Source organism: Variovorax soli, assembly GCF_031454625.1.
In the GTDB taxonomy this organism is placed as follows: Bacteria; Pseudomonadota; Gammaproteobacteria; order Burkholderiales; family Burkholderiaceae_C; genus Variovorax; species Variovorax soli_A.
This window is the reverse complement of record NZ_JAVDRF010000004.1, coordinates 225,504-248,706: the sequence shown is the minus strand read 5'-3', so window position 1 is coordinate 248,706 and position 23,203 is coordinate 225,504. Positions and strand designations below refer to the sequence as shown.

The window sequence follows — 23,203 nt, the reverse complement described above, 5'->3', positions numbered from 1 at the left end:
CACCGGCCAGCCCATGGACGGTCAATCCATGCCTGCCGCGGAGAACCCGCTCGTCAGCGCGCTGGCGCAGTTCAAGCTCGATCCCGCGCAGTCGTATGCCGGCCAGGTCCATGATCAGTTGCTCGAGGCCATCGTGCGCGGCAAGCTGCCGCCGCGCACTGCCTTGTCCGAGGCGACCATCTCGAAGCTCATCAACGTGAGTCGCACGCCCGTTCGCGAGGCGCTGGCCCAGCTGGCCGAGGAGCAGATGGTCGTGATCTATCGGCAGGTCGGCACGCTGGTGGCGCCGGTCCGGCTGTCATTGCTGGAAGAAGGGCGCTTCGTGCGCAGCACGCTGGAATGCGCGAGCCATGTGCAGCTGGCCTTGAGCATCACGCCCGCGCAGCTGCAGGAGTTCGGGCAGATCGTGCAACGCCAGCGCGACGCGGTGAGCAGCGGCCAGATCGACCAGTTCTCCGAGCTCGACGAGCTCATGCATCGGCGGCTGTTCGAGTTTGCCGGTCGCGAGCACGTGTGGACCATGCTGGAACCGATCAAGCGCCAGTTCGACCGTGTGCGCTGGCTGCTGCTGGGCCACGTCGCGGGGCATGCCGATCGCGCCTTGCAGGAACACGAACAGATGCTCGCGCAGATGGCCGCACGCGACGTCGCGGGCCTGGGCGCGAGCGTGGCATCCCACATCAATCACATCACGGCGCACATCGCCGCCCTGCGCGAGCAGGCGCCGGACAGTTACTTCGCTGCCTGAGCGGCGCACGCCATGGAGACAAGCTTGAAGATCGAACGCATCGAAACCATCGTGACCTGCCCGGGTCGCAACTACGTGACCGTGAAGGTCGTGACCGACAGCGGGGTGTACGGCCTCGGCGACGCCACGCTCAACGGTCGCGAGCTGGCCGTCAAGTCGTACCTCGACGAGCACGCGATCCCGTGCCTCATCGGCCGCGACCCGCGCAACCTGGAGGACATCTGGCAGTTCCTCTACCGCGGTGCGTACTGGCGTCGCGGCCCGGTCACCATGACCGCCATCGCAGCCATCGACATGGCCTTGTGGGACATCAAGGGCAAGCTCGCCGGCATGCCGGTGTACCAGTTGCTCGGCGGCAAGAGCCGTGACGGGGTGATGGTGTATGGCCATGCCAACGGACGCGACCATGTCGAGGCGATCGAGGCGGTGCAGCAGCACATCGAGCAAGGCTACAAGGCCATCCGCGTGCAGTCGGGCGTGCCCGGCCTGGCGAAGACCTACGGCGTCGGCAAGACCCAGGGCCATTACGAACCTGCAGAAAAAGGCCTGCCGCCCGAGGAGCCGTGGGACACCTCGCTCTACCTGCGCCACACGCCCGAGCTGTTCCGCAAGGTGCGTGAGGCCGTGGGCTTCGGTCCGCACCTGCTTCACGACGCCCACCACCGCCTGACGCCGATCGAGGCCGCTCGGCTCGGCAAGGAACTCGAGCCCTTCAACCTGTTCTGGATCGAAGACGCCACGCCGGCCGAGAACCAGGAGGCCTTCCGACTGATCCGCCAGCACACGACCACACCGCTTGCGGTCGGGGAGATCTTCAACTCGATCTGGGACTGCAAGGAGCTGATCAGCGAACAGCTCATCGACTACATCCGCGCCACCATCGTGCATGCGGGCGGCATCACGCACGTGCGTCGCATTGCCGACTTCGCGGCCATGTACCAGGTGCGCACCGGCTTTCATGGCGCGACCGACCTGTCGCCCGTGTGCATGGCGGCGGCGGTCAACTTCGGCATGTGGGTGCCCAACTTCGGCGTGCAGGAACTCATGCCCCACAGCGCGCTCACGGACGAGGTGTTTCCGCACAACTACCGTTACCAGGACGGCTACCTGGTCATGGACGAGGTGCCCGGCCTTGGCGTCGACATCGACGAGGTGCTGGCCGCAAAGTATCCCTACGAGAGAGCCTACCTGCCGGTCGCACGACTCGCCGACGGCTCGATGTGGAACTGGTAGGCGCGCGCTTGCGCTGCCTCATCTCAAACGAAGGAATATGCGAATGCTGAGCGTCGTCGTCGATCAACCCAACAGCATGGCCGTCGTCGAGCGGCCCATGCCCGAGCCTGCCGCCGGCGAGGTGCGCGTGCGCGTGCGCTTCGCGGGCATCTGCGGGTCGGACCTGCACATCTTTCATGGCCAGAACCCGTTCGTGTCCTACCCTCGTGTCATCGGGCACGAGTTCGTCGGCCAGATCGAGTCGGTCGGCGAGGGTGTGAGCTCGTCGCGTGTGGGCGAGACCGTGGTCGTCGACCCGGTCATCAGCTGCGGTGAATGCCATGCCTGCCTGATCGGCCGGCAGAACGTCTGCAGCCGGCTGCAGGTCATCGGCGTGCATCGCGACGGCGGCTTCAGCGAGTATGCGTGCGCGCCGGCGAAAAACGCCTATGTGATTCCCAAGGGACTCGCGCACGCCAGTGCTTCGGTGATCGAGCCCTTTGCCGTTGCGGCGAACGTGACGCATCGCACCGGCGTGTTCCCGAGCGATGTGGCACTCATCTATGGTGCCGGCCCCGTCGGCCTCAACCTGATGCAGGTGCTCAAGCGCGTCTACGGCATCCGGGCCTTCATCACCGACCATTTCGACGAGCGCCTGGCATTGGCGCGGGCGTGCGGTGCGGCCGAGGACGAGACCATCAACACCTTGAACGAATCACTGCCCGAGGCCCTGGCCGCGCGCGGTGTCGAGGGCGGCCCGACGCTCGTCTACGACGCGGTGTGCCATCCGTCGATCATCGAGGAAGCCGTGCGCATCGCGGCGCCTGCCGGACGCATCGGCATCCTCGGCTTCTCGGCCAAACCATCGGCCATTCCCCAGCAGGAGCTCACCAAGAAGGAGCTGACGCTGTATGCATCGCGGCTCAACTGCGCGATGTTCCCGACGGTGATCGACTGGATCACCCGAGGGCTGGTCGACCCCGGCCGCATCATCAGCCACAAGTTCGACTTCCGCGATGTGGCCGGCGCTTTCGAACAGACCGAGCGCAACCCGCGCTACAGCTGCAAGGTGCTCCTGGACTTCGGCGTCGATTCGTAGGCACGCGACCGATGGGCCTTCAGAACACGATGCGGCGGGATCGTCTGTAGATCTGCTTCTTGCTCAGCCAGTACATCCTGAGATTGCTCTTGTTCAACAGATGCCGCCATGCCCATCGGCCGGCGATTGCTTCCGGCAGGCGCCGCGCTTGCAAGATGGAGAGGCAGTCTTCGACCAGCCAGTGGAAACGCACTTCGGGAGAATAGTATTTCTCCCATTCTTTCCGTGCCTGCAGCCCGAGTTCGGGCGCTCTTTCCAGGTTGCTCTCCAGGATCTCGCCCAGATGCGGAATGTCTGCTTCGGCCACCGAGAGACTACAAGCAGGCCAGTCGACACGCCGGGGATAGATCCACTCGTCCGCGATGATGACCGGACACCGTCCCATGCGCAAAGCTTCGAACAGCCGGATACTGCCGGGCCCCCGTCCGCGCGGACAGAGTGCGAATGCCGCGGAGGCCATGACGTTCGCGTAATCGGGCCAGAAACCCTGCTGCTTCTCCTGCGGCGACATGTAGAGCATCCGTTGCGCGAACTCGGAAGTGTCCTGGATGAACATCCTGTCGGATGCGATTTGCCTGAACTGCGCTCGGACCGAGTGGTTGGCCAGGGAGCCGACGAAGCAGGCCAGGTAGCGATACTCCTCCGGAGGCGGGCGAAAATCGATGTGGGGATTCTCGTCAAGTCGCAGGTAGTAGCCGGTACGGGTTCGTCCCTCGCTGTGATAGCTCTTCCGCAAGGATGCATACAGCCCGGGAAGAAAAGGCAGGGAAGAATCGCCCACGTCAAAAATAAAAGTCTTTTCGCGATACCTTTTCACCCAGGGGTGATGCCGAACCCACTCGGAGAAAAGGCCTTCGGCCCCCAGTTCGGCAAAGACAATCAGGTCCGCCTGCTCGGGATCATCCGTGAGGGTGTGAACGCCAAAGGAATCGGAAGCTGCGCTCTGCGCAAACAACATCTGTGCTCCCTGCGTGAACTTGCCTTGATGGGGATCGTCAGGATGGACGGGTTCACGGCCGGGGAAAGCGGGGTCTAAGGTCACGGAATACAGCAACACCTTGGCCATCGAGTTTCCTTTACATGCGAAACATCATGGGACTGCTGTAACCCAGACTAGCATCGATTCGGCCGAGCTCAAGTTTCTCCAGGAAGTGACGCTGGAGTTTCTTGACGATCGACTGAGTTGCTTCCGAGGAAGGGACGGACGCGGGCCCCCTGGAAAGTCAGGCGTGTACTACAGGAAAACGGGGCGAAGGAGTTCCTTTTCCGCCCCACCGGGGGTTGACATATCGACTGCTGCCAGATGGCAGCGGCAGTGGCAACGGTACGGGGGTGCTTCGGCACCCGCGGCCCGGCAACTTGAAGGGGAACCGAGATGAACAAGGATCAAGTCAAAGGCGGCCTCGAGAAGGCCAAGGGAAGTGTCAAGGAAAGCGTCGGCAAGACGACGGGCAACGAAAGATTGCGGACCGAGGGCGCTGCTGACAAGACAGCCGGGGCGGTCCAGAAGAAGGTCGGCGACGTCAAGGAAGCGGCCAAGAACATCACAAAGAAGCCTTGAGTGGCGCAAGGGCACCGCCGACTCGCGACTTGAGGCAGACACCGGGCCCCGGTCTCAGGCCTCGCTGCGCTTCCTCGCGCGCCTGCAGCAGTTCGGTTGCAGGCAGCGAGTCAATCCAGGACAAGACTGCGCGACTCCTTCGGTGCAAGCTTTGCCCGCGCCACGACCTCGCGCCAGCGGGCAAGATCCGCCTTCACCCGCTGCGCCAGCGCGTCGCGGCCTCCCGGTTCGGGGTGAGCGCCATGGCTCTCGAAGCGGTCGACGACCTGTGGATCGGCCAGTATCTCGTTCAGCGCCCGGTTGAGGAGATCGAGGACGGCTGCCGGCGTGCCGGCCGGCGCAAAGAGCCCGTACCACTGCACGACGTCCACCGCCGGAAAGCCCAACTCGGCAAGCGTGGGCAGGGCAGGAAGGTCATCCAGCCGCTTCGGTCCTGCCACGGCCAGGGCACGCAACTGTCCTGCACGGATGAAAGGGGATGCCGTGAAGAGACTGGGAAACATGATTTGCGATCGGCCGCTGGCCGTGTCGGCAATCGCAGGTGCGGCCCCTTCGAACGTGGCGCCGGCCATCGACGTGCCGCTGCTGAGCTGAAACAGTTCGGCTGCGAAGTGCGGCGGCGTCCCATCGCCTGCGGATGCGTAGCTGAAGCAGCGAGGCGCGGCCTTCAACCGGGCGATCAGCGTGTGCACGTCGGGGGCGCCCTTTCCAGGATGGGTGACCATCAAGGTCGGCGAAGAACCCACGAGCCCGACAGGCTCGAAATCGCTCACGGGGTCGTAGCCCAGGGTTTGCAGGGCCGGATTCATCGCGTGCGTACCGAGATAGCCGAACATCAAGGTGTGGCCGTCCGGCGCAGCGCGTGCCACGTACTCGCTGGCGATGGCGCCGTTCGCCCCGGCCCGGTTGTCGACCACCACATCCTGGCCGAGCAGCGGCCCCAGCTTGGCGGCGATGATGCGCGCCATCGTGTCGTTGCCGCCCCCGGCGCGCGTCGGCACGATGAGGGTCATGGTTCGGCGCGGAAAGGTCGACGACCCGGCGTCCCCTGCCTGCGGCGGTGAAAAAACATAGTCAGGCAGGTGCAGTTCGCCCTGCATGATCTTTCTTGCCGTGCGAACGAGCGCGGCGCGTTCCACGGTGGCGGCGCCGGCCCTGCCTTTCAGTTCGACTTCGACATCGATCTGTCCGGCCGGATGCAGCACGACCAGTTTGTGGGCGCCCGGTTCGCGCGCCACTCCGCTGGCGACCGTTCCCGGCAATGCAAATGCGCTGGCGACGCCGATGGCTCCCGTCACGGCGTGCGATGCATGGCATTTGTGCGGCGTGAAGTAGCGTGAGCTGATGCTGTCATTCGACGGGCCCACGCTGATCAGCACCGGCTTCGGAATGACGCTGTTGGAGACGTCCCCGAGACCCATCCTGCGGCCGGCTTCCAGACGCAGGCTTTCCAGCCGCTCGAGCAGCGCGATGTTCGCATCCAGCGCCGCTGGCTTTTCTCCTCCGGTCACGCCGAGATCGGCGGCGCGAACGATCATCAGCGGCATGGCCGCATCGATGCAGGTCACCTGGACGCCGTCGATGGTGTCGATCCGCTCGCCGGTCGGGAAGACCTTCCCCGTGACCGATCCCCATGCGTCGAGGAAGTTGAGAAGGATGGGCGCCGCCGTGCCGGCCACGCCATCGATGCGCGCGTCGCCTTCGTAGGTCACGCGGCCGCCGGGCGTGAGCACCGTGATGTCGATACGCGATCCGGTGTTGACGTTGTAGACCCGCACGCTGGTCGTGCCATCCGCCGCAGGTACCAGCCCCTGCTCGATCGCAAAGGGCGCGACGCCAGAGAGCATGTTGCCGCAGTTCGGCCGCGTGTCGACCGACCGGTGGCCGACGCCTACCTGCGCGAAAAGATAGTCGATGTCGCACCCGGGGTGCGACGAGCGCGACACGATGGCGACCTTGCTGTTCAGCGTGCTTCCGCCGCCCACGCCGTCCAGCTGCAGCGGGTCCGAGGCACCGATGGCGCCGATCAGCGCCTGGTCACGCGCCTCGTCGCCGTCGGGCAACCACTCGCGCAGAAAGAAGGGGCCGCGCGAAGTACCGGCGCGCATCAGCACGCAAGGGATCGAGCGCTTCATCTCAATCCGCGGTGATCTTGGCGGCCTGGACCACCTTCTTCCACTTGACCTGCTCCTGTGCCACATAGGTGCGCATCTGGTCGGTCGTCATGGTCGAGACTTCGGCACCGTGGTCCTCGAGGCGCTTGATCACGCTCTTGTCGGCCAGCACCTCGTTGAGGACCTTGTTGAGCTGTTCGATCACGGGCTTGGGCGTCTTCGCCGGCGCGAAGATGCCATACCACTGCGAGACATCGACGTCGGCGATGCCCTGCTCCTGGAGTGTGGGCACGTCCGGCATGAGCGCCGAGCGCTTGGCGCCCGCGACCCCCACGGCCTTCAGCTTGCCGGCCTTGACGTACGGCATGGCCGTGAAGAGGCTGGGAAACATCACTTGCGTCTGGCCGCCGATGGTGTCGGTGATGGCCGGCGCTGAACCCTTGTAAGGCACATGCAGCATGCTGGTACCCGTGGAAAGCTTGAACATCTCCGCGGCGAAATGCGGGGCCGTCCCGTTGCCGGCCGAAGCGTAGCTGGTCTTTTCGGGCGCCGCCTTGAGCATGGCCACCACCTCCTTCGCATTGCCGGCCTTGACGGCGGGATTGAGCACCATCACCGTGGCCGAGGAGCCCACCATGCCGACAGGTTCGAAGTCCTTGACCGGGTCGTACCGAAGCTTTTGCAGGGCCGGGTTCATGGCATGCGTGGCGATGTAGCCCAACATCAGCGTGTAGCCGTCCGGGGCGGCCCGCATCACGTACTCGCTGGCGATCGAACCATTGGCGCCCGCCTTGTTGTCGACGATGACGGGCTGCTTGAGGATGGCCGACATGCCCTGGCCGATGACGCGCGCCATGGCATCGTTCGCACCCCCTGCCGCTGTCGGAACCACGAGGGTGATCGACTTTTCCGGGAAAGCGGCGGCTGCGTTCCCGCATGCCAGGGATGCCGCCAGCGCGACGGCGGCAACGAGATGGGTTTTCTGGAACTTCAATTGTCTACTCCGGTGGATGATCGAAATCTGGATGTTCGGAAGGCTCTTGCTCGGCCCGGAATTGAATGTTCCGCTCTTCGAAGACTTCTGTGAATTGCATGTTTATGATCGATTGATGCACACTGTCGATCACTGAGGCGTCGTCAGGAGCTCTCGTCATGGCCATCAACTTCAATCTCAACGATCTGCAGGCATTCCGGGCGGTGGCTGAGCTCAGCAGCTTTCGCAAGGCGGCCGAGGCGCTTCACGTGTCCCAGCCCGCCTTCAGCCGACGTATCGAAAAGCTCGAGGAAGCACTCGGCGTGCGCCTGCTCGACCGCACCACCCGGCGCGTGAGCCTGACCTCGGTAGGACGCGACTTCGATCGCAAGGTGCAGCAGTTGCTGGACGACCTCGATCACACCCTGCTGGGCATCCGCGGCGTGGCCGCCACGCGCATGGGCGAGGTCACCATCGCCTGCGTGCCTTCGACCGTCTACTACTTCCTGTCGCAGGTGATCTCGCGCTACCACGAGCGCTACCCGAAGATCCGGGTCAAGGTTTTCGACGCCAGCGCCAACGAGGTGCTCTCGGCGGTGTCGCGCGGCGAGGCCGACTTCGGGCTCAACTTCGTCGGCGTCAAGGAGCCGGACATCGAGTTCAAACCCTTGCTGGAGGAACGTTTCGTCGCCGCCTGCAGGCGCGACCATCCGCTCGCCAGGAAGCGCCGCGTGAGCTGGACCGAACTGGCGCAGTACGACTACATCTCGGTCAGCAAGTCCTCGGGCAACCGGCTGCTGCTGGACCAGGCGCTTTCCAGCCTGCCCGGCCGTCCGCAGAGCATCTACGAGACCCAGCACGTCACCACGATGCTCGGGCTGGTGGAGGCTGGCCTCGGCGTGGCTGCAGTGCCTTCGATCGCCATGCCCGACGCGGACCATCCCCTGCTCGTGAGCGTTCCGCTCCATGACCCGGTGATCACCCGCAAGATCGGCCTCATCCGGCGCAAGGGCCGGACCTTGTCCCCCGCCGCGCAGCAGCTCTACGCCTTCTTCTCCGGGATGAAGGCAAAGCGCGGCAAGCCGGAAGGCCGCCGCGCGGTGAGCTGAATAGCCGGAAGTGGTCGGGTCCCGAGCCCGACCCTTGCTTTCAGTGCGCCGGACCTGTGTGGCCGAGCGGCGCAGGGAGCTCCCCGGAGCCCTCTTCGAGATCGTGCTCGGTGTTGGCGTAGTTCGCGGCCAATTCGCGCTGCAGCACGTCCCGGTCGCAAGCGTTCTCCCAGATCGAGACCACGACGCAGGCCACTGCATTGCTGATGGTGCTGGTGAGCGCCCGCGCCTCGGACATGAAGCGATCGATCCCGACGATCAGCGCCACGCCGGCCACCGGAAGATCGGGCATGACCGTGAGCGTTGCGACCAACGCGACGAAACCGCTGCCTGTCACACCCGCCGCCCCCTTGGACGTGAGCAGCATGATGCCCAGCATCGAGCCGATCTGGAGCCATGACAGATGGATGTCGCAGGCCTGGGCGATGAACATCGACGCCAGCGTGAGGTAGATGGCCGTGCCGTCGAGGTTGAACGAATAGCCGGTCGGGAGCACCAGCCCGACCACGCCCTTCTTGCAGCCGAGCCGTTCGAGCTTGAGCAGGAGACGGGGAAGCACGGGTTCGCTGGACGAGGTGCCGAGCACGACCAGCAGCTCTTCCCTGATGTAGCGCATCAGCTGCCACAGCTTGAACCCGTGCAATCGCGAGAGCACCCCCAGCACGACGACCACGAAGAAGATGCAGGCCACGTAGAAAGTCCCGATCAGCAATCCGAGTGATCCGATCGACTTGATGCCGTAGCGCCCCACCGTGAAAGCCATCGCGCCGAAGGCGCCGATCGGCGCCAGCCGCATGATGATGCCGAAGGCCGCGAAGAGCATGTGCGAGAAGCCTTCGATGCCTTCGAGCACCGGCCTGGCGGCGGCCCCGATCTTCGTGAGGCCGAATCCGCAGAGCACCGCGAGCAGCAACACCGGCAACACCTCGCCCTCCGCGAATGCGCCGACGAAGGCGTTCGGGATGATGTGCATGACGAAGTCCGTGAATCCGTGGATATGCACCTGATTGGCGAAGCGCGTCGCCACCGAGGCGTCCAGGTTCTTCGGATCGATGTGCATCCCGGTGCCCGGCTGCATCAGCAATACCGTGACCAGGCCCGTGATGAGCGCGAGGATCGTCAGAGCGTAGAAGAGACCCATCGCCTTGAGCAAGGTCTTGCCGATCTCCTTGGAGTCGCCCAGCGACGTGATGCCGCTCACGATGGTGCAGAACACGACCGGCGCGATCATCATCTTGACCAGCTTGACGAAGCCGTCGCCGAGAGGCTTGAGCGCGGCCCCGAATTCGGGACCATAGTGGCCCACGATGATTCCGAGGATCAGGCCGATCAGGACCTGTACGTAGAGCAGTTTCAGAAGTTTGCGGATGTTCACGGTTGTCTCCATTTGAGGGGCACGAGTGCGTCCCGGTCTGCGCCGGTTCGGCCGAAAGCGTGGGAAGAGGCTGCGCTCAGCTGCGCGCGCCGAGCACGCGGTCGACCATGACGCCGGCCTGGCCCAGGTTGTTGGCCGGGTCGCACATGGCCTCGAGTTGAGCCCGTGTCACGTGCTTATTGATCTCCGGGTGGGCGACCAGGATCTCGATCAGGGGGCGGTTGTCGGCCAGCGCCTGGCGGCACAGGTCATAGACGAGGTCGTGGGCATATTCGCGGCCGATGTGCGGGCCCAGGCCCATCATGACGGCCTCGGACATCACCAGTCCATTGGTGATGTCGATGTTGGCGCGCATGCGGCTGGCGTCGACCTCCAGGCCTTTGAGGATGAACTTGGTCTGCTTCAACGCGCCCGACATCAGGCAGAAGATCTCCGGCAGCGACACCCACTCGATTTCCCACGGCCCGGTCGAGCGTTCGTGGTCGGCCACCATCGCATCCATCAGGGCGGCGGCATGCTGCCGCGCCACCGAGATGTTGGCGTGGATATAGAGGCAGGAAATCGGATTGCGCTTCTGCGGCATGGTCGACGACGAGCCGCGCCCCGGCGCGAAGGGCTCGAAGACCTCCGCCACTTCGGTCTGCATCATCAGCTTGACGTCCATCGCGATCTTCCCGAGCGAGCCGCCGACCAGCCCGAGGAAGGCCCCGACCTCCGCGATGGTGTCGCGCACCGTGTGCCACGAGATCGGCGGCTGGGCCAGTCCCAGTTCCTTCATCAGCCCGGCCTGGGTTTCCATGGCACCCTTCTCGAGCGAGGACAAGGTGCCCGACGCACCGCCGAACTCTCCCATCAGCACGCGCGGCTTGAGTTGTTGAAGGCGCTCGCGATGGCGGTCGATGCCGGCCAGGATGCTCGCCATCTTGTAGCCGAAGGTGATCGGCGTGGCCTGCTGCAGGTTGGAGCGGCCGATGACCGGCGTATCGCGGTATTTCTTTGCCAGCGCGGCGAGCGCATCGCCGATCTCGTCCAGATCCTGCTCGACCAGCGCGAGGCCTTCGCGCATCTGCAGCACCGCCGCCGTGTCCGTGATGTCCTGCGTGGTGGCGCCCCAGTGGCAGAACTCGCCGAGCTTGTCGCGGCAGTTGGCATTGATCTGGTTGACGACGGCAATGATGGGATAGCCGATCTGCTCGGTCTTGGCCTTCAACTTGGGCCAATCGATCTGCGAAAGGTTGCAGTTGCGGACGATCTCGTCCGCCGCTTCCTTCGGGATGATGCCGAGTTCACCCTGGACCTTGGCGAGCGCACGCTCGATGTCCAGGTACTTGGCGGTACGGTTCTCGTCGGACCAGACGTCGCGCATGCGTGCGTCGCTGAACATGTCGCCGAAGATGCGTGAGTCGATGATGGTGGAGGCCATGGTGTTTGTCTCTTTCTGCGTGGAAGTGATGAATGAGCTCAGTGGCGAGCCAGGTCCAGCGTGCGCTGCGCCTGCAGGACGACCGGCCGGTCGACCATGCGGCCGTCGAGCCGGGCGGCGCCGGGCGATGCGGCATCGGCGGCCAGGACGCGCCGGGCCCAGTCCAGCGCTTGCGCACTCGGATGCAACGCCGCGTGGATCGGCCGGACCTGGCGGGGGTGGATGCACAGCTTGGCGCCGAAGCCGAACCGTCGAGCCTCTGCAAGATCCGACAGCAGGCGTGCCTCGTCCTCGAGTTGCGGCGTGACACCTGCGACCGGGGACGGCAGGCCGGCCAGGCGCGACGCGATCGCGATACGGCTGGCGGCATAGCCGAGGCCGCAGGCATCCGTCGAGATGTCCATGTCGAGGTCGAGTGCGAAATCGAGCGTGCCGAACACCAGGCGTTGTGCTCCGGCGGCCGCGATGCCGTCCACTTCGGACACACCGCGTGCGCTCTCGATGAGCGCGAGGATGCCGGCATTCGGCAACGCAGCCCGGGTCTCGGCAATCTGCGAGGCCCGCTCGGCCTTCGGCAAGAGCACGTCGATGCCCTGCGCGCCGCCCAGCGCAGCCAGATCGGCGGCGAACCAGGGCGAGCCGGCGTCGTTGATGCGCACGACGATGCGCGACCGGTCGGCGGGCATTGCGCCCTGCAGCCACGTCGCGATCGCGCCGCGCGCGGTGGCCTTGTCGTCGGCGGCCACGGCGTCCTCGAGGTCGAGCACGACCCTGTCGGCGCCGCTGGCCAGGGCCTTGTCGAAACGCTCCGGGCGCGTGCCGGGCACGAAGAGGTAGGTGCGAGCAGGATGCAGCGATTCGGCGGACATGACAACGGCCTCAGACGGCGTTGGAGGTGTGCAGCCCGGCGATCTCGGCCGCGCTGTAGCCGAGCTCGGCCAGGATCGCGTCCGTGTGTTCACCGAGTGCGGGCACCGGATCCATCCGCGGCCCGGTGTCCCAGGTGCCCGGCGGCAGCATGGCAGGCACCGGTCCAACGGCGGTTCCGACCTCGGTCCAGCGCCCGCGTGCCTCGAGCTGCGGATGGGCCCAGACTTCCTTCATGGTGTTGACCTGCGCGTTGGCGATCTGCGCGAGCTCCAGCCGTTCGACCACCTGCCTGCCGGTCAGCGGCTTGAAAGCGTCCACGATGATCTGGCGCAATGCGACCCGCTCCGCCACACGCTTGAAGTTGGCGGTGAATCGCGGGTCCTTGGCGAGACCGGGTTGCTCCAGCACCTTGTCGCAGAAGCTGACCCATTCGCGCTCGTTCTGAAGGCCCAACATCACCGTGGCGCCGTCGCCGGCCGGGAACGGGCCGTAAGGGTAGATCGTCGCGTGGCTGGCGCCGGTACGCGGCGGCGGCGCGGCGCCCTCGAAGGCGTAGTACAGCGGATAGCTGGTCCACTCCGCCAGCGACTCCAGCATCGAGATGTCGATGCGTTGACCCTTGCCGGTCTGGCCGCGCTGCAACAGCGCCGCCAGGATGCTGCTGTAGGCGTACATGCCGGCGGCGATGTCGGCGATCGACGGGCCGGCCTTGCAAGGCTCTTCGGGCGTGCCCGTGACGGAGACAAAGCCGGCCTCGCTTTGGATCAGCAGGTCGTAGGCCTTCTTGTCGCGGTAGGGGCCGGGACGTTGCGGGTCGTCGCCGTAGCCGGAAATATCGCAAACGATCAAGCCTGGCTTTGAGACGGAGAGCTTGTCATGGGCCAGGCCGAGGCGCGTCGCAGCGCCTGGTGCCAGGTTCTGAACCACGACATCGGCCTTCTCCATCACCAAGCGCTCGAGCACGCGGGCAGCCTCGGGGTGTTTCACATCGAGCGTGAGGCTTTCCTTGGAGCGATTGGTCCAGACGAAGTGCGACGCGAGACCGCGAACGCGTTCGTCGTAACCGCGGGCGAAGTCGCCCGTCCCGGGACGCTCGATCTTGATGACGCGGGCGCCGAGGTCGGCCAACTGGCGCGTGGCGAAGGGCGCGGCGATCGCGTGCTCCAGCGTCACGACGGTGATTCCCTTGAGGGGTTGCATGCTTGGCTCTCTTTCGATGTTGTGGGGGAGGGCCTCAGCGCAGCACCGCGGTGGCATCCATCGTCAGCCAGCCTTCGTGGTCCGAAGCCCAGAGACGGATCGATTTGCCGTCCGCCTGCGGTTGGCCGCTCACATGAAATGCGTTCAGGTCGAAGGTCGGGCGAATGGCCTTGAAGCGAAAGCTCGCCACGTCGGCATCGGGCAGGTTGCGGCGCAGGAGGTCCATCAGCAGCGTGGCGATCAGCGGACCGTGCACGACGAGGCCCGGATAGCCTTCGACCTGCGTCACGTACTGGCGGTCGTAGTGGATGCGGTGGCCGTTGAACGTCAGCGCCGAATAGCGAAACAGCAGCACATCGTCCGGCACGATCTGGCGGCGCCACGCGGCTTCCACCGGTGCGGCTTGGGGCGGCGGCACCACATCGTCGGGACCTTGAGCTTCACGGTAGACGATGTCGTGGAACTCGACCAACGCCGGCTCGGCGGCATCGTTGCAGAACACCTCGTGGCGCACCTTCACGAACACGAGCTTGCCCGTGCGGCCCGTCTTCGTCGTGACGTCATCGATGGTCGAGGTTCGCACGACGCGATCCCCCACGCGAATCGGGGAGCGGAACTCGAACTGGCTACCGGCCCACATGCGCCGGGGGAGGGGAACCGGCGGAAGGAAGCCGCCGCGCTTGGCATGGCCATCGGCGCCGATTTCGCTCTGCCGATGCATCGGCAGGAAATAGAGCCAATGCCAAAGGGGCGGAAGAGGGGTGCCGGCACTGACCGGCGTCGCCGGGTGGTCCAGCGTCGCGGTCAGTGCGATGACCGGCGTGGGGTTGATGGTGTCTTCGAATGTCTCGCTGCGTCCGATCCACGACTGCAACGGGTCTCTCTGTGCTTCCACTGGCGTCTCCTTGGTCGACTGCGCCAAACGGCTGCAGTTCTGGAGAGCAAGTTTGCGACTCAGGAAGCCTTAGCGGAATTGCAATGTTTGGTCATATTGATGCATGCAGCGCAATAGACCGGAGGCTTTTCAAATGCCTCGAAGGCCAGCCGGCCACCGCCCTCCAGCGAGGAGCCCCATGCGCAGCGAGATCCGGCTCGAACGCCTGGCGAGAACATGGGGGCCTCCGATCCCGCTCCACCCGTCGCCGGCGCGGCCTAGAAATCGGCGACCTTGCCCCATGCCGAGCCGCTGAACCGCTCCGGGCTGTAAGGTGCGGGATCGACGATCGGTTCGGCACCGCTGGCAAGATCCGCGATGAGGTGGCCGGCGCCAGGGCCGATGCCGAAGCCGTGTCCGGAAAAGCCCGCAGCCAGGATGAAGCCCGGTATGGATGCCAGTTCGCCGATGCCGGGCACACCGTCCGGCGTGCTGTCGATGTAGCCGGCCCATGCGTGCGTCATCCTTGCGTCGCGAAGTTGGGGCAGCAGTTCGATGGCGCGGCGGTGGGTCTCCCTGATCGTCGGCAGATCGGGCTTCGGGTCGAGGATGCGCACCCGCTCCATGGGCGTCGGCGCATCGAGCCGCCACCGCGCCAGCGTTTCGTGGCCACCCCGCACGCCTTCCAGGCCGCCCGGACGAAGGTTGCGCCAGCGCTTGGCGAACATCGGCACGAACTGCGGGGCGAATCGCATGAACTGGCCCGTCACGTCCACGCGCGCGCGGCCGCTGATGGCCAGTGCGTAGCGTCCGTCGTTGCGGCGCGTGGCGGACACGTTCGCGCTCACCACGGCATCGGGCAAGCGATGTTCCACAGGAGACACGCTCAGGATCGATTGGCGAACCGAGGCCTGGGGAAAACGGATGCCGAGCTGGCGGCAGAACGACGACGCCCAGGCGCCGCCTGCGAGCACGGCCGTCCTGGTCTTGATGACCCCGGCTTCGGTGATGACGCCGCTGACACGTCCGCCTTCGGTCTCGATGCCACGGGCAGCACAATTCTGGTGGACGCTGCCGCCAAGCTTGATGAGCGCGGCTGCCACCGCGGGCGCAGCCTTGGCAGGATCGGCGGTGCCATCGGTGGGCGAGAAGACGCCGCCTTTCCAGGCGCGGCCGGTCGCATGCCCCCGCTCAGCGGCCTCGCGGCTGCTCAGCATGTGGGTCGTCACGCCGGCGGTCTTCGCAAATTCACGCCATTGGGCCCAACGCGAAATCTCTGCCTCATCGTTGCTGAGATACAAGAGCCCGCAGCGATGAAAACCCGTGTCTTCCCCGCTTTCGGCGGCAAACCGTTCCCAGAGATCGAGGCTCTTGCTCGCCATCGGCAGTTCGCGCGCATCGCGGTTCTGCTGTCGGCACCAGCCCCAGTTGCGGCTCGATTGCTCGGCGCCGATCCTTCCCTTTTCGACCAGGGCGACCGAGAGGCCGCGCTGGGCCAGGTAGTAGGCGCTGAAGACGCCGACGATGCCGCCGCCGATCACGACGACGTCAGCGGAAGTCGGCGGCGTCGGGGAGGTGTGGATAGGGTGCAGCGGAGGGGACATGACGAAAACTCAGCAAGCGGTACTTCGCGTCGGCGCAGTCGAGGCATCCTGAAAGCCAAGAATGGCTTTGGTTTCCAGATACTCCTCGAGCCCTTCGATTCCGTATTCGCGGCCATTTCCCGAGCGCTTGTATCCGCCGAACGGGGCATGGGGATTCCAGGCCGGATAGTTGATGTGCACCTGCCCGGAGCGGATGCGTGCCGCGACCGCGCGCGCAGCGCCGAGGTCCTCGCCTTGCACGTGGGCGCCCAGGCCGTAGACAGTGCCATTGGCAATCTCCACCGCCTCGTCCACGCTGTCGTAGGGGATCAACGCGAGCACCGGTCCGAAGATCTCCTCCTGCGCGATCTGCATGTGAGGATGCACCGCGGTGAAGAGGGTCGGACGGCAGTAGAAGCCACGGCTCAAAGCCTCTGGCCGCCCGAGGCCGCCACCGATGAGCCGCGCGCCTTCGGCGATCCCGACGCCGATCATTTCCTGAACCCGATTGAATTGGGCGCGATTCGCCACCGGACCGTGCGTCGTCCGCTCGGAGCGCGGATCGCCCACGACGATCCTGGACACCGCTTCGAGCGCGATGCGTTCAACTTCCTCGAGGCGCGCGCGGGGCACGATCATGCGAGTCGGCGCGCTGCAGGATTGGCCGACGTTGCGAAAGGCGGCCGCCACGCCTGGCGGCACGGCACGCGCCAGGTCCGCATCCGGCAAGATGAGGTTGGGCGATTTCCCGCCCAGTTCCTGGGCCACGCGCTTCACTGTCGGCGCCGCCGCCTGGGCCACCAGGACGCCGGCCCTCGTCGAACCGGTGATCGAGATCATGTCGACGTCAGGATGCCCCGCCAAGGCAGCGCCGACTTCCGGTCCGCTGCCGTTCACCAGGTTGAACACACCCGGCGGGATGCCGGCGTCTTGCATCACCTCGGCAAACAGCAAGGCGCTCAGGGGCGACAGCTCGCTGGGCTTCAAGACGACCGTGCATCCCGCTGCCAGGGCGGGGCCGACCTTGGCGGTGATCTGGTAGAGCGGCCAGTTCCATGGCGTGATCAGGCCGCACACGCCGATGGCTTCGCGCAGGATGGCCATGTCCCCGCGATGGGTGAGAAACGCGTAGCTTGCGAGGTTGTCCCGCGCCACGCGGATGTGCTGTGCCGCAGACGGCACCTGTGTGCTGCGCGCAAAGCCGATGGCAGCGCCCATCTCCAGCGAGATCGCCTGAGCGAACAGTTCTGCGCGTTCGAGGATCAGGGTGTGGATGCGATCGAGAAACAGGCCCCTGCTCTGGGCGGAACTCACGGACCAGGTCGGGAAGGCGCGCCGCGCCGCCGCTACGGCTGCGGCGACATCGCTTGCACTGCCGAGCGCGATCTCCGCGACAGGCGCTTCGGTCGAGGGATCGACAACGGCGGCACGAGCTTGCGTGTCGGGCACGACCCACTCGCCGTCAACGAACATGCGATCCAGGCGGCCCGCGCTCCGGAGGTGCTCGACGATGGAGGAGTTCACGGCGTGGGTCCCTTTGAAAATGGCGTCAGGGTTGCGCATGGCCATCCCTCGAAGCGTGGCCATGGATGCTGGGCAATACGGTGAAGTGCGTCATGATGTGGCGGCCTTTGGATGACCAAAAGTCTAGGCCGCCTGCACTTCGCGCCGGTGCTGCAATGAGGGCCTTTCTCAAAGCAGGCTGCGGTTGTGCGAGTCGCTACAGCAGATCCTGCCACGCGCATAGGCCATGGGTCACGGGTAGCAGGCTGAGCTGAAGGGGGCACGCTCAGTTCGTGCACCAGCGCCCCTGCGGATCGACACGCTATCGATGGATGCGTGCTCAGGGCAGCGCGACTGCCCGTTCCAGCGTCCACAGGCGCGCCAACAGGTCCTTGGCGCCCGCAGCACCGATCACCGGTCCCGACAACTCCAGGAATTTGCTCTCGAGTTCAGCATCGGACAGCGGCAGTTCCGGATCGCCCTTGCGATTGGGTTGCAGGTGCACGAGCTTGGCGCCGGCGTGCGTGGTGATCTCCAGGCGCGCCGCGCGCTGGCCCGGGAAGGCCGCATCGATCGCGGGGTCGACCCGCACGTCGACGCGGGCCATGAGTTCGCGCGTGCGTTTGTCATCCAACTGCGCCGGCTCGTAGGCTGCCAGCCGCACACTGCCGTGCGCGAGTGCAGTGGCGACCACGTAATGCAGGCTGAAGCGGGCCTCGTTGGCCGTGGCGGGCCGTTCGTAGCAGGCGATGTCGAGCGCGGGTCGATAGGTGTCGACCTGCACGTGCGCGATGTCGCCGGGTTGCAGCGCGTACTGCGCGCGCAGCGCCAGCGCTGCGTCGATGGCGGCGAAGGTGTGGCCGCAGCCGATGTGGTCCTTGAAGGTCAGTCGTGTGATGTGGAAGTCGCGACCCAGCGTGGCGCCCACCTGCGACCAATCGGGCCCGTTGCTCATGGCCTGGCCCAGGCCGGCCTCGCCGTCCAGCGCGTCGAGCGAGCCCGTCACGCCGCGTGCCGCCATCTGCGCCGCGAGCAGGCCGGCCTCGGCTGCACGACCGGCGTGCAGCGGCTTGGACATCGAATCCATGCGAAATGCCTGCTGCAGCCCCGCCGCGAACGTGGCCGCCGTGGCCAGCGCGTGCGCGAAGGGTCGGGCGCGCAGTTGCAGCACGCCGGCTGCGGCGGCCGCCGCGCCGAAGGTGCCAACGGTGCCGGTGTTGTGCCAGAAGCGGTAATGCGGCCGGCCCATGACCACGCCGATGCGCGTGGACACCTCGTAGCCGAGCACCAGCGCACGCAGGAACGCCATTCCATCGGCACCGGCGTCCTGGCTGGCCGCCAGTGCGGCGGCGATGGTGGCGGCGCCGGGGTGGTACATGGCGTCGCGGAAGCTGTCGTCGACCTCGGCCGCGTGGGCCGCCGTCCCGTTGAACAGCGCGGCAGCGCGCGCCGTGGCGCTGCGCCCGTTGCCCAGGCGTGCGCGGCCGCGGTCCAGGTCCTCGGCCAGCACGTCCTGCAACTGGGCCAGCGGGTTCGCGGCGAGGCCAGGAAAGAGCGAGGCGTACCAGTCGATCACGGCGCGCTTGGCGTGGTGGACGACCTCGTCGGGCAGGGCGGTCTGGTGGTAGTCCTGGGCGTAGCGGCCGAATACGTCGGTGGCGTGCATGGCGGTGTTTCCTGCGATGAGGGTTCGGTGCGTGGTGGTGGCGGGGCGGGCCTTCCGGCCAGCCTCAGGCAGGCGCGCCGGTGACCGGTGGGCAGGTCAGGGCTCTTTGGGCCCGCAGTATTGCGGCGCTTCACCGCGTCCGAAGCTTAGGAAGAATTGGCTGAAGAGTAACCCCACCCATTCCACTCATTGGAAATCGACCTGGGGTTGCAGACGCCGGCGCCAGCGCTGTGTTCGGGCCTGCTTCGGTGGGTGCAAATGCAGCGGCGGCTGGGGCCCGTTCGTGGCCCCGCCGATCTCAGGCCGCATGCACCAGCAAGGCGACCCCTGAGACGATGGCGAACACCTGCACGAAGGCCCGGAGGAAGCGCCCGCCGATGCGGTGATGCACCACCCGGCTGAGCCAGGCGCCGATGAGCAGCGCCGGCAGCAAGCTCGCCGCGGCGATGAGCTGGGATGATCCGATGCGGCCCGCAACCAGCAAGGTGGCCAGCGATACCAGTTCGCCAGCGAGAAAGCACAAGGCAATCGTCGAGCGCATGGTCGGCGGCGCCTGGTGCTGGTAGACCAATGCCAGCGGTGGCCCGCCGATCCCCGTGGCCGTCTCCGTGACACCGGTGACGAGTCCAGCCGCGACAAAGGCGCGTCGACCGGGCGCGAAGGCCGGCATCATCAGCGTGACGAGCGCCGCGGCAACCGTCGACAGGCCCACGAAAATGGCCAGGTGGTTCGCGCTCAGCGCCGCCAGCACCCACAGGCCGCCCGCCGTCCCGAGGATGCGCCCGCCCGTGATCCAGCTCGCACCGATGCGATCGACCGCCGCGCGTTCGCGCCACGCCACGTAGAAGTTCAGGGGCAACATCAGCACCAGCACGCACACGGGCAAGAGCTCCGGCCGCAGGATGCCGATCACCGGGGCGACGATCAGCGCGAAGCCGACGCCGGTCGCGCCCTGGACGAAGGCGGCGAAGAGCACGGCCAGCGAAATGAGGACGAGGTGCTCGATGCTCACTGCGCGGCCCCGCCTGCCACCATGGCGCCGAGCGTGCGATGTTGCGCTGCCGTCGGATGAAGGCGCTGGATCGGTGCACGTGCGATGGCTTCCCCGGCCATGCGCGAGACCTCTCGCATCAGTGCGCGCGCATCCCAGTCGGTCGGCCAGCCCTTCCACAGGCGCAGGCGCCCCGCGACGAAGACAGCGTCGATCTGGTCACGGTTGCCCAGTCTGACCAGGTCCCAGGTCAAGTCGACCGAGGTGCAAAGCTCCGGCGTGTCGACATCGACGAGCAGGAAGTCCGCCTCCTTGCCGACCTCGATCTCGCCGATGAGGTGGCCCAAGCCGACGGCGCGCGCGCCTTCATGGGTGGCATGGTCGAGCCAGGTCCAGCCGCCACCGCTCGACGCGTCGCCGACGGCCAGCCCGAAGGCCAGCTTCTGGGCCGCTTCGGCGGCATCCATCAGGCGGAAGGCGTCGCTGCGGGTGGCATCCGTGCCCAGTCCGAAGCGGATGCCCAGCGCCGCCATCAGGTTCGCCGGCGCCACCGCGTTGCCTTTCCACTGGCTCGCGACCGGGTTGTAGCTGACCGCGGTGTCGGTCTGCCGAAGCAGGTTGATTTCCGACGGCGTGACCAGCGTGCCGTGTGCGATCAGCACTTGCGGGCCGAGGGCGCCCAGGTGCGCAAGAAGCTCCAGCGGGCGCAGGCCGCGCTGCACGACCGAACGCTCGACCGAGGCGAGATGCTCGTTGACGTGGGTCTGGAAGATCGTGCGCGCCTCGGCGCACAGCGCGGACACGCCGACCAGCATCTCGTCGGAAGCCGCTTCGGGAACCGAGATGGCCAGCGACGGATGAACGAGCTTGGCACCAGACCACTTCTGCAGGAACTGCTCGGCGCGCGCCTTCAATGCGCGCCGCTCGGCCGGCGCGCTGTCGTTGCCACCGTCGTTGCAGATGAGCCCCAGGACGCAGCGCAGCCCGGCCTCCTGCGTGGCCGTGGCAAGCGCGCCGATGTCGCCCTTGGCGCGCGTGCCGGCGTCGCAGACGGTCGTGAAGCCGCCACGCAGCGATTCCAGCGCGGCGAGCTTGGAAACCGCGTAAACGAACTCGTCGTCCAAGCTGGCTTCGAGCGGCACCCACACGCGGCGGAAGATCTCGGAGGGCTCGCCGTAGGCCAGCGATTTGCCGAAGGACTGCGTCAGATGATGGTGCGCGTCGATCATCCCCGGCATCAGCGCCTTGCCAGGCAGGCGAATGGGTGTCAGGTGCGGATGGTGAGCGGCCAGCTCGGACGCGGGACCGATGTCAAGGAACTTGCCGCCCTCGACCAGCACCGCGTGTTCCCGCACGGGCCCCTGCCGCAGCAGCAGGTGATCGGGAACGAGCAGCAGCGAGTCGGCTGCAAAGGTGGCGGCATCGTCACCATGAGATGGGGTGGTCGTGGGATGGGTCATTGGGCTGCCGGCTCCTGCTCGGGTGCGGCCGTTGCGTTGTTGTCTTCGCGGCGTGCCGCGGCAAGGTGGTGGAAGACGATGTTGAGCACGATGGCGGTGATCGCCCCCATCGCCAGGCCATTGCCCAGCACGAGTTGGAGCGTTGCAGGGAACTTGCTGTAAAGGCCGGGCACGAGGATCGGCAGCAGGCCCATCGTGAGCGCGCCGGCCAGCACGAACATGTTGCTGCGCTCGTGCAGGTCGACCTTGCGCAGGATGTCGATGCCGATGGTGCCGATGATCGCGAACACCACCATTGCCGTGCCGCCGACCACCGCCTCGGGAATGGCGCTGGCCAGGCGGCCCAATGGCGCCGACAGTGCGATGAGGATGAGGATGGCGCCCGCGGTGGCCGTCACATAGCGCGAGCGCACATTGGTCGCGCGCACGATGCCGATGTTCTCGCCGCTGGTAATGATCATCGAGGTGCCGAACAGTCCTCCGACCAGTGACATCGCTGCGTCACCCCGGATGGTGCGTGGCACCACGTCCCGGGGATCGATCTTCTTTCCGACGACCTCTGCGACGGCGATGGTCTGGCCGGTGGCCTCCACCATCGAGATGACGCTGAAGATCAGCAGCGGCAAGGCCGCGACGAGGTCGAAATGGGGGATGCCGAAGGGCAGCAGGGTCGGCGCGCTCCACACTGGCCCGGCCGCCACGCCACCGAAATCCATCATCCCGCACAAGGCCGAGAGGACCGTGCCGGCCACCAGGCCCAGCAGCACGGCGAGTTGGCCGAGCATGCCCTTGAACACACGCGCGAACAGGAGGGTGAAACCGATGGTCGCCAGGGCAAGGCCGATGTTCGCGGGGTTCGCGAAGCCCGGCGTGCCGGCCTTGCCGGCGATGATGCCGCCGTACACCTTGACGAGGTTGATCGACACCAGCATCAGCAAGGTACCGATGACGATCTTCGGGAAGTACTTGATGCAGCGCGAGAAGACCGGCAGCACCAGGAAGTAGAACAGCGAGGTAAGAATGACTGCACCCGCCGCGGTCTGCAGGTCGCGCTGCTGCGCGATCGTCAGGAACATCACGATCGGTGCGCCGCCGGGCACCATCACGAAGGGGAGCCGCGCACCGAACTTCCACGGGCCGAAGGACTGCAGCAGGGTTCCGATGCCGCACAGCAGGAATGTGGCGCTGATCAGATTGACGGTCAGCGCCGGTGACAGCCCCAGCGCCTTGGCGACCAGAAAGACCGAGGTGATGGGCACGGCGGCCATCACGAGCACGTGCTGCAAGCCGAACAGAAGCATCTGCGACCAAGGCAGCACGGCGTCCACGGCAGGGGTATCGGAGGCTCTGGACATGATCGATTCCTTTGACCGAAGGGCGCCCAAATCGATTTGGGCGCCAGCACAAAAAAAACCGCGGGCAGCGGGGTGAAGTACATTCCA

General features: G+C 66.1%; 19 protein-coding genes. 5 read left to right on the top strand and 14 right to left on the bottom strand.

All coding sequences use genetic code 11. From position 1 onward, the window contains the following. Positions 1-28: 28 nt before the first annotated feature. From J2739_RS11195 to J2739_RS11185, 3 genes are read left to right on the top strand one after another with little or no spacing between them, the layout of a single operon-like run. Positions 29-748: a GntR family transcriptional regulator gene (locus J2739_RS11195; protein ID WP_309902121.1), complete on the top strand. Its 720-nt coding sequence runs from the start codon at positions 29-31 to the stop codon at positions 746-748. A gap of 24 nt (positions 749-772) precedes the next feature. Continuing rightward, on the top strand, positions 773-1,981 hold the full coding sequence (gene manD, locus J2739_RS11190; protein ID WP_309901519.1) for a D-mannonate dehydratase ManD: 1,209 nt from the start codon (positions 773-775) through the stop codon (positions 1,979-1,981). A gap of 43 nt (positions 1,982-2,024) precedes the next feature. Continuing rightward, the gene (locus J2739_RS11185; protein ID WP_309901517.1) at positions 2,025-3,059 is read left to right on the top strand and encodes a Zn-dependent oxidoreductase; all 1,035 of its coding nucleotides are present in this window, start codon (positions 2,025-2,027) and stop codon (positions 3,057-3,059) included. 19 nt (positions 3,060-3,078) lie between these two features. On the opposite strand, the gene J2739_RS11180 is transcribed toward J2739_RS11185, so the two are convergent. Beyond that, positions 3,079-4,125: an exostosin domain-containing protein gene (locus tag J2739_RS11180; protein ID WP_309901515.1), complete on the bottom strand. Its 1,047-nt coding sequence runs from the start codon at positions 4,123-4,125 to the stop codon at positions 3,079-3,081. 309 nt (positions 4,126-4,434) lie between these two features. On the opposite strand from J2739_RS11180, the gene J2739_RS11175 reads away from it, so the two are divergent. Continuing rightward, a complete protein-coding gene (locus J2739_RS11175) occupies positions 4,435-4,620 on the top strand; it encodes a CsbD family protein (protein ID WP_309901513.1) in 186 nt (61 codons plus the stop codon). A 110-nt stretch (positions 4,621-4,730) separates the two neighbouring features. Here the strand turns inward: J2739_RS11175 and J2739_RS11170 are convergent, their stop codons facing one another. After that, positions 4,731-6,728 (bottom strand): 4-oxalomesaconate tautomerase, encoded by a 1,998-nt coding sequence (locus J2739_RS11170; RefSeq protein WP_405053880.1) that lies wholly within the window; start codon positions 6,726-6,728, stop codon positions 4,731-4,733. A gap of 28 nt (positions 6,729-6,756) precedes the next feature. Beyond that, positions 6,757-7,728 (bottom strand): Bug family tripartite tricarboxylate transporter substrate binding protein, encoded by a 972-nt coding sequence (locus tag J2739_RS11165; RefSeq protein WP_309901509.1) that lies wholly within the window; start codon positions 7,726-7,728, stop codon positions 6,757-6,759. 158 nt (positions 7,729-7,886) lie between these two features. Between J2739_RS11165 and J2739_RS11160 the strand changes: the two genes are divergently transcribed. Beyond that, a complete protein-coding gene (locus J2739_RS11160) occupies positions 7,887-8,816 on the top strand; it encodes a LysR family transcriptional regulator (RefSeq protein ID WP_309901507.1) in 930 nt (309 codons plus the stop codon). Positions 8,817-8,856: 40 nt separating this feature from the next. Here J2739_RS11160 and dctA read toward each other — a convergent pair whose 3' ends face one another. The 11 genes from dctA to J2739_RS11105 all read right to left on the bottom strand — a co-directional run bounded on the left by dctA (position 8,857) and on the right by J2739_RS11105 (position 23,116). Further along, complete coding sequence (dctA, locus tag J2739_RS11155) at positions 8,857-10,191, bottom strand: C4-dicarboxylate transporter DctA (protein ID WP_309901505.1); 1,335 nt, start codon at positions 10,189-10,191, stop codon at positions 8,857-8,859. Between the two features lie 76 nt (positions 10,192-10,267). Then, positions 10,268-11,614 carry a class-II fumarase/aspartase family protein gene (locus tag J2739_RS11150; protein ID WP_309901503.1) on the bottom strand — a complete coding sequence of 449 codons (1,347 nt, stop codon included), beginning with the start codon at positions 11,612-11,614 and terminating at the stop codon, positions 10,268-10,270. Positions 11,615-11,652: 38 nt separating this feature from the next. Beyond that, entirely contained in the window at positions 11,653-12,483 is an 831-nt protein-coding gene (locus J2739_RS11145) for an HpcH/HpaI aldolase/citrate lyase family protein (protein ID WP_309901501.1), read from the bottom strand. 10 nt (positions 12,484-12,493) lie between these two features. Next, positions 12,494-13,684 (bottom strand): CaiB/BaiF CoA transferase family protein, encoded by a 1,191-nt coding sequence (locus J2739_RS11140; protein WP_309901499.1) that lies wholly within the window; start codon positions 13,682-13,684, stop codon positions 12,494-12,496. Between the two features lie 34 nt (positions 13,685-13,718). Next, a complete protein-coding gene (locus J2739_RS11135; RefSeq protein ID WP_309901497.1) occupies positions 13,719-14,579 on the bottom strand; it encodes an HTD2 family dehydratase in 861 nt (286 codons plus the stop codon). Positions 14,580-14,836: 257 nt separating this feature from the next. Beyond that, the gene (locus tag J2739_RS11130) at positions 14,837-16,162 is read right to left on the bottom strand and encodes an NAD(P)/FAD-dependent oxidoreductase (RefSeq protein ID WP_309901495.1); all 1,326 of its coding nucleotides are present in this window, start codon (positions 16,160-16,162) and stop codon (positions 14,837-14,839) included. 9 nt (positions 16,163-16,171) lie between these two features. Next, positions 16,172-17,665, bottom strand: a complete 1,494-nt coding sequence (locus J2739_RS11125; RefSeq protein WP_309901493.1) for an aldehyde dehydrogenase family protein — start codon at positions 17,663-17,665, stop codon at positions 16,172-16,174. A gap of 319 nt (positions 17,666-17,984) precedes the next feature. Then, entirely contained in the window at positions 17,985-19,310 is a 1,326-nt protein-coding gene (locus tag J2739_RS11120; RefSeq protein ID WP_309901492.1) for an MmgE/PrpD family protein, read from the bottom strand. Positions 19,311-19,608: 298 nt separating this feature from the next. After that, positions 19,609-20,322, bottom strand: a complete 714-nt coding sequence (locus J2739_RS11115; RefSeq protein ID WP_309901490.1) for a TSUP family transporter — start codon at positions 20,320-20,322, stop codon at positions 19,609-19,611. Next, entirely contained in the window at positions 20,319-21,761 is a 1,443-nt protein-coding gene (locus J2739_RS11110; RefSeq protein WP_309901488.1) for an amidohydrolase family protein, read from the bottom strand. The genes J2739_RS11115 and J2739_RS11110 overlap by 4 nt, the downstream gene beginning before the upstream one ends. Beyond that, complete coding sequence (locus tag J2739_RS11105; RefSeq protein WP_309901485.1) at positions 21,758-23,116, bottom strand: uracil-xanthine permease family protein; 1,359 nt, start codon at positions 23,114-23,116, stop codon at positions 21,758-21,760. The genes J2739_RS11110 and J2739_RS11105 overlap by 4 nt, the downstream gene beginning before the upstream one ends. Between the last annotated feature and the right edge of the window lie 87 nt (positions 23,117-23,203).